Origin of the sequence: Burkholderia sp. AU45274, assembly GCF_030482505.1 — a bacterium.
GTDB lineage: Bacteria > Pseudomonadota > Gammaproteobacteria > Burkholderiales > Burkholderiaceae > Burkholderia.
In genome coordinates this window covers 230,209-242,821 of sequence record NZ_JAUJQE010000003.1, presented here as the reverse complement: position 1 = coordinate 242,821, position 12,613 = coordinate 230,209, and the positions used below count along the sequence as shown (strand labels likewise).

Genomic DNA, 12,613 nt, shown 5'->3' with positions numbered 1-12,613 from the left:
GAGGTTGGTCAGGACGCGCGGAGGTGTTTCGAGTGTCCTCGAACCGCGAAGTGATTCACGCGCTCATGGCTCGAGATACGTCTTGAGTCGCATCAGGCTGCGCCGAATCCAGCTCTTCATCGTGCCGAGCGGCACCTGCATGCGTTCGGCCAGCTCCGCATAGGACGCGCCGCCATGAAACGCTTCGCGCAGCACATACGCCTGCCGCTTGCCCAGATGCGCGAGCCCGCGCTCCAGACGCAGGCGCTCCTGGCTCGCCTGCGCACCGAGATCGGGCGTCGGGTTTTCGTCGGGGATCGACAGCGCCAGTTCGTCGTCGAGCGGAAGCTCGCGGCGCTGCCTGATCCGGTCGATGGTCCGATTGCGTGCGAGCGTCATCAGCCAGGTCATCGCCGTGCCGCGTCCGGCGTCGAATGAATCGGCGCGACGCCACGCCGTCGTGAACACGTCCTGAAGCAGGTCTTCCGCTTCGTGGCGGTCGCGGATCATCCGGACGATCGCCCCGTACAGCCGCGCCGCCGTCAGTCGATACAGCTGCGCGAACGCGTGCTCGTCGCCGGCGGCGACGAGCGACAGCAACGAGTCGAGTTCCGCATGCGGGTTGGGTGATTCGTCGGGCTGAACGACCGCATCGGCGGTGAATTCGGTTCTGCCGCCGGGGCACGACCGCCCGCGGGACGCGCCCCGGCGTGGCTGCCTGCCTGAATGCAGCGTCGTCGATCGCCCCTGGCCGGAAGACGGGCGGAGTGAATCGTGCGAACCGTTCATCGGGAACTCCGTATGGCTTTGCGCGTCCTGCTGTTGCGCGCACGCGGTGACGAGCGGGCGCGGCTCATGGCCGGGCACGGTGCCGGCACATTCGTCACGAATGCCAGTCGTGCGCTTTACGCATTCTTTCCGGACAACAAGGCGAGAAACTCTCGGCGAAGCGATGCGTCCGCGAGAAATTTCCCGCGCATCACGCTGTTGGTCATTTTTGCCTGGTCGTCCTTGGTGCCGCGCCAATGCATGCAGAAGTGCTCGGCCTCGAGGACGACGGCAAGCCCATCGGGCGAGATGCGCGATTCGAGGAGGTCGGCAATCTGCTTGACTGCTTCTTCCTGGATCTGCGGACGCGTCATGACCCAGTTCACCAGCCTGCCGTACTTCGACAGGCCGATCAGATTCGACGCGGCGCTAGGTAGTACGCCGATCCAGATGCGGCCCATGATCGGGCAAAGATGATGCGAGCAGGCACTGCGCACGCGCAGCGGCCCGACGATCAGCAGCTCGTCCAGCCGCTCGACGTTCGGAAATTCGGTGACGGACGGCGCCGCGTCGTAGCGGCCCGCGAACACTTCGCGGATGAACATCTTCGCGACGCGCCGCGCGGTTTCGCGGGTGTTGTGGTCGTTGTCGACATCGATCACGAGCGAGCGCAGCACCGCTTCCATTCCCTGCGCCACTTCGTTCTGCAGAGCATCCAGCTCGCCGTCGCGCAGGTGCGCGGCGATGTTGTCGTTTGCATGGAAGCGCGCGCCCGCGCTCTCGAGCCGACGACGGATGAGGTGCGACAGGGGAATGCCCTCGTCGATCGCAGTCAGGGTGTGCTCGGGAGCGTCGATCAGATTGCCCATTTCGGTTCTTTTCTCGAGGTTAGGGGGTCATGCGATGGATCGCGACTGAGGCGATGCGGTGATTTCCCTGTGTTCCTTGCGTAAAAATCGGCCGAACGCCGCCGCTGTTTCGACGACGCGCCGACCGGGTGACGCTCACCTGCGCGCACGCGGGCGTGCATGGCGGCCCGGCAGCGTCACCGGAGATCCGGTCCTGATCCCGCACGACGGACCGACTGGCGTTGGCGGGGCGCAGCCGCCGACGTCCCGGCGGAACCACAACATAGGGTCGTTCGCCGTCGGCTTCGCTGCGAGCATGACGGCGGCGGATTGTTGCAACTGGGTCAGGACGTATGTTTGGTCGATACGTCCGCCGACCGAGTGAAACAGGTGGAACCCTGCAAGGCGGATCAACGAGAGGGCCTGCGCGCTGCCGTACGCATAGATGATCGCGGCCGCGCGGACACGGCGAGCCTGCGCCAGCGACACGAATTGAATGGCCAGATCCATATGCAACGACGAGACCTCGGCGATCAGGGCGTCGACAGCCAGGCCTGGCTGTACGAGCGCCCGCGACACCGACTCGACGCGCTCGCTGACGTGCAGGCCGAATTGCTCGATCGTTTCGTCGGAGGCAGTCAGGCCGCCCGTGACGAGCAGCGTCGGACACGCGCGAGCCGCGACGGTGTTCGATCGCCGTTCGGGCAGTGCGCCGTTCAGGCAGGCGCTTGCACACCCGTCGGTCAGCTGCGGCGAGCGGCGCCGGCAGCGTTGGCCGCGCTGCTGCGCGGCGACCCGCAAGCGCGATGCGATCGACCGGTCGGGCGCCGCACCGACGTGGTGCGACGGGCTGCGTGCCGGGGCAACGGACACGCGCGCCATCAATGAAGCCGGACACGCCGGAAACCGGCGCGGCTTGATGTCGTGATTGCGTGTTGGCACGGGGCCTCCCTCGGTCGATTCATGCGGCACAGCTGGATTGTATGCAAATTTTCCGGGAAGTGAAGCGGAAAAGTGATTCATGAAATAATTTGTGCTGGAGGTTTATGCGTCAGTTGTCGATTCAGCATCGGAAAATTGCGCTTTCAGCACGTGAATGCTTATTTCTGCAAGCGCATTGCGGGTCTTTGATGCATGCGAAACGACTTTCAGGGTCAACGCTATGGCGACAACGACCGGTGGGGATGAGCCAGAAAGTACGCCGGAAGGGGGCGATTTCGATACGTGAATCAATCGTGTCGCACATTTTCGAGTCGATGCAGCAGGATCCGGCCTGCGGCCGTTTACGCCAACGAACATGACCGCGCATTCCCGCCAGCGTCGTGCAACTGAGACAGGGCGGCGTGAACCGCCTGGAGGCAACCGGGCATGCTGCAATCCAGACGGCCGTGGGGAAGGGGAAGGTGGAGGGCCGCGCTCACGAGCGCGCCTGCGCGCGCCGGTGCCGATCGATCCCGGTTGCCCGAAACAGGGGCGAGCATTCCGTCTCGGCCAGATCGAAGCGCTATCCGGGCCCGCGCGCTGCTCGCGACCGGATCATCAACGCGAAGTCAACGACGTTCAGCGTTCGTCTTCATGCGGGAAGGCGGCCGCCGATTCCGACGGCAACGCTCCGAGCAATATCGGACTTCGTCCCACGCGGCTTTCCATTTCTTTCTCCAGCTGAAAGGCAAGCCGCAGGTCTCGCAGGTCTTCTCGGGCAAGTGCATCTTGTTGGCCATGGCGAATCACACGTCGAGACGGATCTCTGACGCACTGCCCGGCCGAGCAACGTTGCCGCGTCGATACACTGGATCAGTCGCCATCGCTCACTGTCGAATCAGCGCGGATCGTCGCCCAGCAACTGACGGCGCAACGATTTTGCCCGCGTGCGCGGGTCGAGCCAGATCGCGAAGAATGCACGCGCGAACGCCGGGTCGGTCACTTCGGCCGTGAGGCGGCCGTTGGTGTAGAAGCGTGCGCCGCGCTCGGGCACATACACGCCGCACAGCACGTCGCCGCGCGATACGTCGGTAAACGCCCGTTCGATATCGCGGCGCCATGCATCGAGCGTCGCAGCCGGCAACGGCGCGGTTGCGAGGCGCTCGATCTCGTCCATGCCCGTCGAGACGAGCCGTTCGCCTTTCACGTCATGACGGTAGGCCAGCGACAACGCAAACGGCGTGTCGAACGCGCCCGGGGGCCGGGGCGCCCACAGCTGGGCATCGTACAGACAGATGCCCAGTATGCAGAACCGGCCGGATCCGATCAGTCGCGCCGATGAGATGTCGTCGACGCAGTTCGCGCCGGCGAACAAGGGTGCGGCAAGCGCCGCGGCCGCGACTGCGGCGAGCATCGCAAGCCGGCGCCTCATGTCAGCCGCCCGGCGACACGATGAAATGCATCACGTCGGTCCGCCGCTCGGCAAATCCCGCTTCGCAATAGGCGAGATAGAGGCGCCAGGTGCGGATGAACGTCTCGTCGAACCGTTGCGCGCGCACCGAGTCGATGCGCGCCTCGAACGCGGCGCGCCAGGTGCGCAGCGTGCGCGCGTAGTCGTCACCGAACGCGAACACCGGTTCGGCGGCCAGGCCGGCCCGCCGCGCGGCATCGACGAAACGCGCCGGGCTCGGCAGCATTCCGCCGGGAAAGATGAACTCGCGAATGAAGTCGCTCGACGTGCGATATGCGTCGAATAGCGACTCGATGATCGTGATCGACTGAATCAGCGCGCGAGCACCGGGCTTCAGGCGCTGCCTGAGCGTGTCGAAGTACACCGGCCAGAACGTTTCGCCCACGGCCTCGAACATCTCGATCGACACGATCGCGTCGTATTGACCGTCGACGTCGCGATAGTCGCGCAATTCGAGCGTGACGCGATCGGACAGCCCGTCGCGCGCCATGCGCTCGCGGGCCAGCGCGTATTGCGCCTGCGAGACGGTGACGCCATGCACGCGGATGCCTTGCCGTGCGGCATGCGCGGCGAACCCGCCCCAGCCGCAGCCGATCTCGAGCACGCGCATGCCGGCGCGCAGGCCGAGCGAATCGACGATGCGCTGATACTTCGCCGTTTGCGCGTCGGCGAGCGAACGCTGCGCGTCGCCGTCGAAGCATGCGCTCGAATACGTCCACGTGTCGTCGAGCCACAATCCGTAAAAGTCGTTGCCGAGATCGTAGTGCGCGTGGATGTTGCGGCGGCTGCCGGCCCGCGTATTCATCCTCAGCCGGTGACGCAGCGCGTACCAGAGGCGTGCCAGGCGGCCGCCGGTCACCGTCTTCGCGATCACCGGCTGGTTGCGGATCGCGAGACGCAGCAGCGCGACGAGCTCGGGCGTGTCGATCCAGCCGGCGCGGTACGCTTCCGCGAATCCGATGTCGCCCGCGCGCAGGATCGCACGGCACGCCCGCCAGTCGCGGACCTGCAGCGTCGCGGCCGGCCGGCAGTGCGGATCGCCGAACACGTGCTGCGCGCCTTCGGGCGTCACGAGCGTCAGGTGACCGTCGTGGATTTGCCGGAGCAGCGCGATGAACAACCGGGCCGAGAGCGGCATCGCCGGTTGCGGGGCGGGAGACAGCAGGCGCAGCAAGGTCATGGGCGAGCCTCGTGATCGGACATCGCCGAGCGGCCGTGTGGCGACGCGCCCGGCGAACGGGACAATGGCGAATCGGCAGCGGCAGAACGGCCGGGGGGCGTCCTGCCGTGGAACGGCACGCGCGCGAGCCACAGCCGCAGCGCTTGCCAATGAATGCGCATGACGACGTTGACCGCGTTCAGCGGCTGCCGGGCCAGCGCGCGCCATGCGCGTGCCGCCGTCAGCGGCGCGGACCGCATGCCGATTGCCGTGCGCAGCAGCAGACCGTCGTCGTCGCGATAGTCGATTGCCACGCTCAGATGATTGCCGCACTGACGCACGCGAAACGCGTAATCCCCGACGATGTCGCAAAACGGCGAGACATGAAACGCCTTGCGGCAGACGAGCACGGTGTCGGCCTCGATCGGCGCGTGGCGCATCGCACTCAGCAGGTAGCCGTGGTGCGCACCGAACGTGTTGCGCACGTCGGCGTACAGCGCGCGCAGCCGGCCCGCGCGGTCGTAGCAGTACCAGAAGCTCACCGGATTGAATGCGTAGCCGAAGACGCGCGGGATCGTCTGCAGCCAGATCGGGCCGTCGGCGGGAATGCCGGCGTGCGCGAGGACATCGCGCATCCACGGGCCGAGCGCGCGGCCGTCGCGCGGGCCGTAGTCGCGGGAGGCGAGCGCGAGCGGGGCCCGGCGATCGATGCCGAACCAGCCGGCGTCGATCTCGTCCAGCCGCTCGACGTCGCAGCAGACCTGGAATAGCGGGTACGCGAACGCATGGCGCACCGGCCGCAGCCGTTCATGCATCACGGTGCCGACGAGCAGCCGGGCGGCCGTGCCGTCGCGGGCAAAGGGCGCGTTCATGGGCAAGCCCAGGCCGGCGCGACGTCGAAGCTGCGGGCGACGCGCAACGCCGATTTCAGTCCATCCTCATGGAACCCGTAGCCTGTCCACGCTCCCGCGTACCACGTATTGCGCCGCCCTTGCAGCATCGGCAGGCGATGCTGCGCATCCACGGCCGCGAGATCGAGCAGCGGATGCGCGTAATCGTAGTGGCCGAGCTGGGTGCCGGGCGCGGGCTCGTCGACCGGATTCAACGTGACGACGACCGGCGAGCGGAACGGCAGCGGCTGCAACTGGTTGAGCAGGTAGCTCACGCACACGGGCGATTCGCCGCCCGTGCGCCTCGGCCGACCGCCCAGGTAGTTCCACGCCGACCACACGCGCCGCCGGCGCGGCAGCAACGCCGTATCGGTATGAAGCACCGCGACGTTGTGCTGGTAGCGCACGGCGCCGAGCACGTCGCGCTCGGCCTTGCTGGCATCCGCGAGCAGCCGCAGGCTGGTCGGCGCATGGCACGCGAGCACGACCGCGTCGAAACGCTCGTGACCGGCTGAATCGGTCGCCACCGTCACGCCCGCGTCGTCGCGCCGTATCGCGCGCACCGGCGTATTCACGCGCACGTCGTCGAGCGTCGCGGCGATGCGCTCGACGTACTGCCGCGCGCCGCCCGCGACGGTGCGCCAGGTCGGCCGGCTGTTGACCTGCAACAACGCGTGATTCAGGCAGAAGCGCAGGAACGTCGCCGCCGGAAACCGCAGGATGTCGTTGGCCGCGCTCGACCAGATCGCGGCCGCCATCGGCAGCAGGTAGTGATGCTGGAACGAGGCGCCGTAACCGCCGGCCGTGAGCAGTTCCCCGACCGAAAGACGCTGCCGGCTCGCCGATTCGAGGTGAGCGTGCGCGGACGCGTTGAAGCGCAGGATGTCGCGCAACATCCCGAGAAAGGTCGGCGAGAACAGGTTGCGGCGTTGCGCGAACACCGTGTTCAGGTTGCTGCCGGCCCATTCGAGCCGGCCGCCGTCGACCGAAACCGAAAACGACATGTCGGTCGAATGGGCGGCCACGCCCAGTTCGTCGAACAGCGCGACCAGGTTCGGATAGGTCCGGTCGTTGAACACGAGGAAGCCCGTATCGACGGGGTGGCGTGCGCCGTCGAGATCGACGTCGACCGTGTGCGTGTGACCGCCGAGATAGTCGGCGGCCTCGAACAGCGTCACGCGGTGACGGCGGGCCAGCAAGTACGCGCTGGCCAGGCCCGCGATGCCGGCGCCGACGACGGCGATCCGCCGGCCGGGCCGCGACATTGAAAGTTCCGGGTGCATCGCGAAGGGTCTCCGTCAGTCACAAGAGCAGGTTCTGGAATCACCTGTGCTCATATACGACGCACCGCGCGCGGCGGATGCAGGTGCGGTGTTCATTCGCGATCGCCGGGCGACGCGAAGCCCGGCTTGCCGAGCTGGTCCGGTGTTTGCGGCACCCGCCTGAAGCGCGATGTGTCGTAACCCATCGCATCGAGCCGGGCGAGCAGCGAGCGATAGGTGGCCTCGTCCATCGTCGGCGCGCGCGAGAAGATCCAGCCGAGCGTCTTGCCCGGGTAGCCGAGGATCGTGTACCGGTAGTCGGGGTCGACGTAGAGCGTCAGTTGCGTGACATACACGGGCCAGAACAGCCGCACGCGCCATTCGCCACCGCCGCTGCCGGGCTTGACGGCGTCGACGAACCGATAGTGCTTCTCGGGCTGGTCGAAGCCGACGAATGCGTCGTCGATCCGGCCGTCGTCACGCAGGCGCCACTCGGCCCGGCTGCCGACGAAGCCGCGTTCCGCGAAATACGGGATGTTCGCGATCACGTACCAGCGGCCCATGTAGCGCGGCAAGTCGACGGGTACGGTCGACAGCGGAACGGCGGCGCGCGGATTCAGATTCGGCGGGCTGCCCGAGCACCCGGCGGCCCCGATCGCGAGCGCCGTCACGACCGTGGCGGCGACGCGGCGGAGAACCCGGTACGGGATCGCGGCCCTCATGCGAGCACCCGGCGCTTGTCGAACAGATAGTGGGCGACGCCCCATTCCTGCCCGTCGGCATAGCCGAACAGCTCGGCGACCGCCATGTAGAACATCCGCCAGCGCTGGAACCAGAGGCGGGCGTCGGCGCCGTAGACCGTCTCGAAAATCGGCATGATCCGGTCGCGCGCCGCATCGAGCGACGCGAGCCACTGATTGGCCGTGCGGGCGTAGTGCGTCCCGTCGAGCCACCATTGGCGCGCGATGCGCACGTCGTCCTGGAACCGCAGCAGCAGGTCGGCCGACGGCATCGTCCCGCCCGTGAAGAAATGGCGCGACATCCAGTCGGTGTCGTCGCGCACCGCGAAGTGATAGGCGAGCAGCTTGTGCGCGAAGATGTGCACGAAGAGCTTGCCGTCGTCGTGCATCCAGCGCGCGATTTTGGCGAGCAGTTGCCCGTAGTTCTTCATGTGCTCGAACATCTCGATCGAGAGCACGCGGTCGAAGCCGGCGTCCGCGGGATCGAAGTCGAACTCCACCACGTTGCCGGTCACGATGCGCAGATTCGTCAGCCCGCGCTGCGCCGCGCATCGCTCGATGAAGTGGCGTTGGCCGTGCGAATTCGACAGGCCGACGATCTGCGCCGCCGGATACCGCTCGGCGAGCCAGAGCGACAGCGAACCCCAGCCGCATCCGAGGTCGAGCATGCGCTGGCCGTCCGCCAGTCTCGCGCGCTGCGCGTACAACGCAAGCATCGCGTCCTCCGCCTGCGACAGCGTTTCGTCGCCACGCGGGTAATAGCCGCACGAGTATTTGAGCCGCGGGCCGAGATGGGCCTCGAAGAAGCTGCCGGGCACTTCGTAATGCTGCGTGTTCGCCGCGAGCGTCTCGATTGCGATCGGGCTCGCGCCCAGTTCACGCACCAGCGTGTCGTGGGCCGCCGCGCGCTGTTCGCCGTCATACGCGTGTTCGGCGCGCAGGCGTTGCCGCATGAGCGAGCGCATGCCGGCCCGGATCAGCCGGTCCGGCAGCCAGCCGCGCTCGCAGCAGCGAATCAGCCAGGTGTCGTTGGGTGCCGCCACCGAGGCCGGCGACGGTGGCGAGGTGGTAGCGGTCATGATCGCGTGCTCCGGTCGTCAGGGTGATCGGATCGAGTGGGGGAAGGGCTGGGCGCCGGCCTCGGAGGCCACGGAACGATGGCGCTGGTCGTGCGCATGTACTCGCGGTAGCCCGGCCGGCTTTGCACCAGACGCGCTTCGAGCAGCGGCAAGCCGGATACCTTGAGCAGCAGCCATGCCATCAGGACGGGCGGCAACAGCGTCAGCCAGCCCCACGGCATGCCGATCGCCAGGGCCGTGTAGGCGAGCCAGTGCACGCACTCGAAAAAATAGTTGGGGTGCCGCGAATAGCGCCACCAACCGGCGCGACAGACCTGGCCGCCGTGGTCGGGATCCGCGAGAAACCGCTTGAGTTGCCGGTCGGAGGCCGTCTCTCCGGCGACGGCGGCGATCCAGATCGCGACTGCCGCGGCAATCGCGAACCGGGACGGGGCTGCCGCGCTGTAGGCGGGGATGAAGAACGCGATCGACAGCAGCATCGAGATCAGCGCTTGCAACTGGAACAGCCAGAACATGTTGCGCGGTGCGGCGTCGCCCCACTGCAGGCGGAACTGTCGATAGCGCGGGTCCTCCGGCTGCCCGCGATTGCGCCGCCACAGGTGCCGCGCGAGTCGCAGCCCCCAGATGCCGCCGCCGGCGGCGACGAGCGCACGATTCAATTCCGGGCCGGTCGCCAGCACGGCGACGAACACGGCTACGCCGCCCAGCGTCGCGGCCCAGACCGGATCGATCATCCCGGCGTTCCGGGATTGCAATTGGATAATCCACACCGCCGTGAAGGACAGGATCAGTCCGACGAAGGCGAGGAGGGCAACGACGACGGCGGGCATACGGGCTCCGAGGGCGCGATACCCTTTATACGGAGCCGGCGACCGATCGGATGCAGACGAATGCGACGAGATGCGTGATGTCGTCGAGAGAGACGGCAGCGGGCGGCACGCCGCCGCGCTTTGCGTTTACAGGGCGAGCGCGCGTTGCGCGCGTCAAGTGGTGTGCATCGCGCCGGTGGCGAGCACCGGCCCGGTGGGTTGGCCGCTCGGCGAGCCGCCGTGAGGCTCGAGCGATACGGCGAGCACCGCGCGTGCATCGAGTCGCGCGGCGATCGCTTGCGGCAGCGTCATCGACGCCGGTGCGTTCGACGCGAATACGCCGAGCGAGATCGGCTTCGCATTCGGCGGAATCAGCCAGAGCTCCGTCGAGCGGTCCGCGGCGACCGGCGGCGTGTTCGCGGGCACCACGACCATCCGGGCACGCCGCAAGTCGACCGTGGCGGTCCACCGTGCGACGCCATCCGCTTGTGCCAGCGTGGCCGCCATGTAGTGGCTGTCTTCGGCAGCGGGGCGCGGCGGCGCTTCACCCACCCGGATCACGTTGACCGTGAGCAGCCCGAGCGCTGCCACGCTCGCGCCCATGCCGACCCAGCGCCACAGTCGCAGGCTGTTCCACCATCCGGCGGATGGCGCAGCGCCGCGTGGGCGCGGCGGCGGGATGAAGCCCAGTTGGTGCTGGATTCTCGTCCAGGTTCGCGCGGGCGGGTCGACGGGCGTGACGTCGTCCGCGAGCGGGGCGAGGCGGCGCTGCCAGCGCTCGAGCGTGGCTTGCAACGCCGGATCGCGAGCGGCGGACTGCTCCAGCTCGCGGCGCGCGTCTGCGTCGAGCACGCCGAGCGCGTATTCGGCGCAGCGCAATTCGGGATCGTGATCGGCCGGCGTATTCATTGCTCCAGACACACCTTCAGCTGCATCAGGCTGCGCCGGATCCAGCTCTTCATGGTTCCGAGCGGCACACGCAGTCGCGCTGCCAGCTCACTGTAGGTCGCGCCGCTGAAGAAGGCCTCGCGCACCGCGCGGCCCTGCTGCGGATCGAGTTGCGCGAGGCAGCGCTCGAGGCGCTGGCGCTCCTGCGAGGCCTCCGCCAGCGCGGCGGGCGTTGGATCATCGGCGGGAAGCTCAAGCGCCTGTTCGTCGTCGAGTTGCGCGTCGCGATGCTGCCGCAAGCGGTCGATCGTCTTGTTGCGTGCCAGCGTGATCAGCCACGTCATCGCGCCGCCGCGCGTCGGGTCGAACGTGTCGATGCGGCGCCATGCGGTCGTGTAGACCTCCTGGAGGATATCCTCGGCTTCGCCGTGATCGTGAAGCATGCGCACGATTGTCCCGAACACCCGCGACGCGGTCAGCTGATACAACTCCGCGAAAGCCGCCTGATCGCCGGATGCTGCCTGAAGCATCACCCGGTTCAGATGTTCGCGGCGCGCGACATCCGCATCGGCATCGCGCGAAGGGGCTGACTGATCGAAGCCGCTGGCACCGCCTGGCGTGTCGCTCATGCGAAGTGGATGGCGCGGATCGCCATGATGTGAATGTCGAGCGAAATATAGCACTCCCGGATGCATGTGATCGAACGATCGGTGGCACGTCCGCTGCACGTTGTGCAGCGCAACGCCCGCTGTGATCTCTTCAACCAGATACGAGCGACGCGTCCGCGCGGATTCAGGCAGCCGCAACGTGCGGCGAATGCGGCCGACTACCGTCGGTTGCGTGCACAATGAGCGGGTTTCGTGTCTGGAGAGTCATTCAATGAAGCGAAGTATCGTGGGCCGACCGCTGTGGGCCGCGGGCGTGATCGTGGCGGGCGCCGCCCTGGTGCTGGCGGGATGTGCAGGCCTCGCCGGCGGGCCCAGCGGGAATGCACACGTTCCGCAACCCGCGAAATCCGTCGATCTCGATCGCTACGTCGGCAGATGGTACGAGTTCGCGCGGTACGAAAACCGCTTCGAGCGCGGATGCGACGGCGTGACGGCCGACTATGCGAAGCGGGAAGACGGTCTCGTCGGCGTGCGCAATACCTGCCGCGAAGGCGGGCCGGACGGCCGCGCGCGAAGCGCCGACGGCCGCGCAAGGATCGTGGCGGACAGCGGCGGCGCAAAGCTGAAAGTGTCGTTCTTCGGGCCGTTCTTCTTCGGCGATTACTGGGTGCTCGATCGCGCCGACGACTACGCGTGGTCGATCGTCGGTGAACCGTCGGGGCGGTTCCTGTGGATCCTGACGCGCGATGCGAAGCCTTCCGCTGAACAGGTCGCGGCGCTCGTCGAACGGGTGCGGGCGCTCGGTTACGACACGACGATGTTGCGGCGCACCGCGCATTAGGGCGACCGCGTGCGGCATGCGTGTACGGCGCCGTCGGGCCTGGAGCAAAGCCGCCAGGTCCGTGCTCTCGATACCTGATGACCAGCCGTTCCACCTGGCGCACGTTCAGGTTCAGCCGTACGGCCGCACGTCCCGAACGGACATTTGAACTTAGCTACTACAATTAAAAAAATTGATCATCAGCATTATGTCAAATAAATGATATTTGTTGATTGCCGTGGATACAGGACCGGCCCACCTCGCTGGAGCATTCGGACGGCCCGTGTGGGTGTTGCTGTCGGCTGCATGCGATGAGCGTTGGTCCAACAGCCATCGCGATACGCCGTGGTACAGGTCCATGCAGCTGTATC

14 protein-coding genes are annotated in these 12,613 nt (G+C 67.1%); 1 reads left to right on the top strand and 13 read right to left on the bottom strand.

The annotated features are described in order from the left end of the window. Window positions 1-63: 63 nt before the first annotated feature. The 13 genes from QZM35_RS13920 to QZM35_RS13860 form a co-directional block, all read right to left on the bottom strand. Window positions 64-768: a sigma-70 family RNA polymerase sigma factor gene (locus QZM35_RS13920; RefSeq protein ID WP_301776161.1), complete on the bottom strand. Its 705-nt coding sequence runs from the start codon at window positions 766-768 to the stop codon at window positions 64-66. A 116-nt stretch (window positions 769-884) separates the two neighbouring features. Continuing rightward, a complete protein-coding gene (gene folE, locus QZM35_RS13915; RefSeq protein ID WP_089429680.1) occupies window positions 885-1,616 on the bottom strand; it encodes a GTP cyclohydrolase I in 732 nt (243 codons plus the stop codon). Window positions 1,617-1,751: 135 nt separating this feature from the next. After that, window positions 1,752-2,618 (bottom strand): hypothetical protein, encoded by an 867-nt coding sequence (locus tag QZM35_RS13910; RefSeq protein WP_256976953.1) that lies wholly within the window; start codon window positions 2,616-2,618, stop codon window positions 1,752-1,754. A 527-nt stretch (window positions 2,619-3,145) separates the two neighbouring features. Then, window positions 3,146-3,316, bottom strand: coding sequence for a DUF2256 domain-containing protein (locus tag QZM35_RS13905; RefSeq protein WP_089429678.1), 171 nt, complete (start codon window positions 3,314-3,316; stop codon window positions 3,146-3,148). A gap of 98 nt (window positions 3,317-3,414) precedes the next feature. Next, window positions 3,415-3,948 (bottom strand): chalcone isomerase family protein, encoded by a 534-nt coding sequence (locus QZM35_RS13900; protein WP_301776160.1) that lies wholly within the window; start codon window positions 3,946-3,948, stop codon window positions 3,415-3,417. Between the two features lies 1 nt (window position 3,949). Beyond that, window positions 3,950-5,167: a cyclopropane-fatty-acyl-phospholipid synthase family protein gene (locus QZM35_RS13895; RefSeq protein WP_301776159.1), complete on the bottom strand. Its 1,218-nt coding sequence runs from the start codon at window positions 5,165-5,167 to the stop codon at window positions 3,950-3,952. Further along, window positions 5,164-6,018 (bottom strand): DUF1365 domain-containing protein, encoded by an 855-nt coding sequence (locus QZM35_RS13890; RefSeq protein WP_301776158.1) that lies wholly within the window; start codon window positions 6,016-6,018, stop codon window positions 5,164-5,166. Before QZM35_RS13890 ends, QZM35_RS13895 begins: the two co-directional genes overlap by 4 nt. Beyond that, window positions 6,015-7,319 (bottom strand): NAD(P)/FAD-dependent oxidoreductase, encoded by a 1,305-nt coding sequence (locus tag QZM35_RS13885; protein WP_301776157.1) that lies wholly within the window; start codon window positions 7,317-7,319, stop codon window positions 6,015-6,017. Before QZM35_RS13885 ends, QZM35_RS13890 begins: the two co-directional genes overlap by 4 nt. Window positions 7,320-7,411: 92 nt before the next feature. Continuing rightward, a complete protein-coding gene (locus tag QZM35_RS13880) occupies window positions 7,412-8,020 on the bottom strand; it encodes a lipocalin family protein (RefSeq protein ID WP_301776156.1) in 609 nt (202 codons plus the stop codon). Further along, a complete protein-coding gene (locus QZM35_RS13875; protein WP_301776155.1) occupies window positions 8,017-9,117 on the bottom strand; it encodes a cyclopropane-fatty-acyl-phospholipid synthase family protein in 1,101 nt (366 codons plus the stop codon). The genes QZM35_RS13880 and QZM35_RS13875 overlap by 4 nt, the downstream gene beginning before the upstream one ends. Beyond that, window positions 9,114-9,947 carry a DUF1295 domain-containing protein gene (locus tag QZM35_RS13870; RefSeq protein WP_301776154.1) on the bottom strand — a complete coding sequence of 278 codons (834 nt, stop codon included), beginning with the start codon at window positions 9,945-9,947 and terminating at the stop codon, window positions 9,114-9,116. Before QZM35_RS13870 ends, QZM35_RS13875 begins: the two co-directional genes overlap by 4 nt. A gap of 153 nt (window positions 9,948-10,100) precedes the next feature. Further along, window positions 10,101-10,835, bottom strand: a complete 735-nt coding sequence (locus QZM35_RS13865) for an anti-sigma factor (protein WP_301776153.1) — start codon at window positions 10,833-10,835, stop codon at window positions 10,101-10,103. Further along, window positions 10,832-11,443, bottom strand: a complete 612-nt coding sequence (locus QZM35_RS13860) for a sigma-70 family RNA polymerase sigma factor (RefSeq protein WP_301776152.1) — start codon at window positions 11,441-11,443, stop codon at window positions 10,832-10,834. Before QZM35_RS13860 ends, QZM35_RS13865 begins: the two co-directional genes overlap by 4 nt. Window positions 11,444-11,693: 250 nt before the next feature. On the opposite strand from QZM35_RS13860, the gene QZM35_RS13855 reads away from it, so the two are divergent. Further along, on the top strand, window positions 11,694-12,263 hold the full coding sequence (locus QZM35_RS13855; protein WP_301776151.1) for a lipocalin family protein: 570 nt from the start codon (window positions 11,694-11,696) through the stop codon (window positions 12,261-12,263). The last annotated feature ends 350 nt before the right edge of the window (window positions 12,264-12,613 follow it).

What these genes read in the sequence shown, in the direction of transcription:
- QZM35_RS13920 (WP_301776161.1), bottom strand. Translation starts at nt 768, where the DNA reads ATGAACGGTTCGCACGATTCACTCCGCCCGTCTTCCGGCCAGGGGCGA.
- QZM35_RS13905 (WP_089429678.1), bottom strand. Translation starts at nt 3,316, where the DNA reads ATGGCCAACAAGATGCACTTGCCCGAGAAGACCTGCGAGACCTGCGGC.
- QZM35_RS13875 (WP_301776155.1), bottom strand. Translation starts at nt 9,117, where the DNA reads ATGACCGCTACCACCTCGCCACCGTCGCCGGCCTCGGTGGCGGCACCC.
- QZM35_RS13890 (WP_301776158.1), bottom strand. Translation starts at nt 6,018, where the DNA reads ATGAACGCGCCCTTTGCCCGCGACGGCACGGCCGCCCGGCTGCTCGTC.
- QZM35_RS13865 (WP_301776153.1), bottom strand. Translation starts at nt 10,835, where the DNA reads ATGAATACGCCGGCCGATCACGATCCCGAATTGCGCTGCGCCGAATAC.
- QZM35_RS13895 (WP_301776159.1), bottom strand. Translation starts at nt 5,167, where the DNA reads ATGACCTTGCTGCGCCTGCTGTCTCCCGCCCCGCAACCGGCGATGCCG.
- QZM35_RS13880 (WP_301776156.1), bottom strand. Translation starts at nt 8,020, where the DNA reads ATGAGGGCCGCGATCCCGTACCGGGTTCTCCGCCGCGTCGCCGCCACG.
- QZM35_RS13885 (WP_301776157.1), bottom strand. Translation starts at nt 7,319, where the DNA reads ATGCACCCGGAACTTTCAATGTCGCGGCCCGGCCGGCGGATCGCCGTC.
- folE (WP_089429680.1), bottom strand. Translation starts at nt 1,616, where the DNA reads ATGGGCAATCTGATCGACGCTCCCGAGCACACCCTGACTGCGATCGAC.
- QZM35_RS13860 (WP_301776152.1), bottom strand. Translation starts at nt 11,443, where the DNA reads ATGAGCGACACGCCAGGCGGTGCCAGCGGCTTCGATCAGTCAGCCCCT.
- QZM35_RS13900 (WP_301776160.1), bottom strand. Translation starts at nt 3,948, where the DNA reads ATGAGGCGCCGGCTTGCGATGCTCGCCGCAGTCGCGGCCGCGGCGCTT.
- QZM35_RS13870 (WP_301776154.1), bottom strand. Translation starts at nt 9,947, where the DNA reads ATGCCCGCCGTCGTCGTTGCCCTCCTCGCCTTCGTCGGACTGATCCTG.
- QZM35_RS13855 (WP_301776151.1), top strand. Translation starts at nt 11,694, where the DNA reads ATGAAGCGAAGTATCGTGGGCCGACCGCTGTGGGCCGCGGGCGTGATC.
- QZM35_RS13910 (WP_256976953.1), bottom strand. Translation starts at nt 2,618, where the DNA reads ATGAATCACTTTTCCGCTTCACTTCCCGGAAAATTTGCATACAATCCA.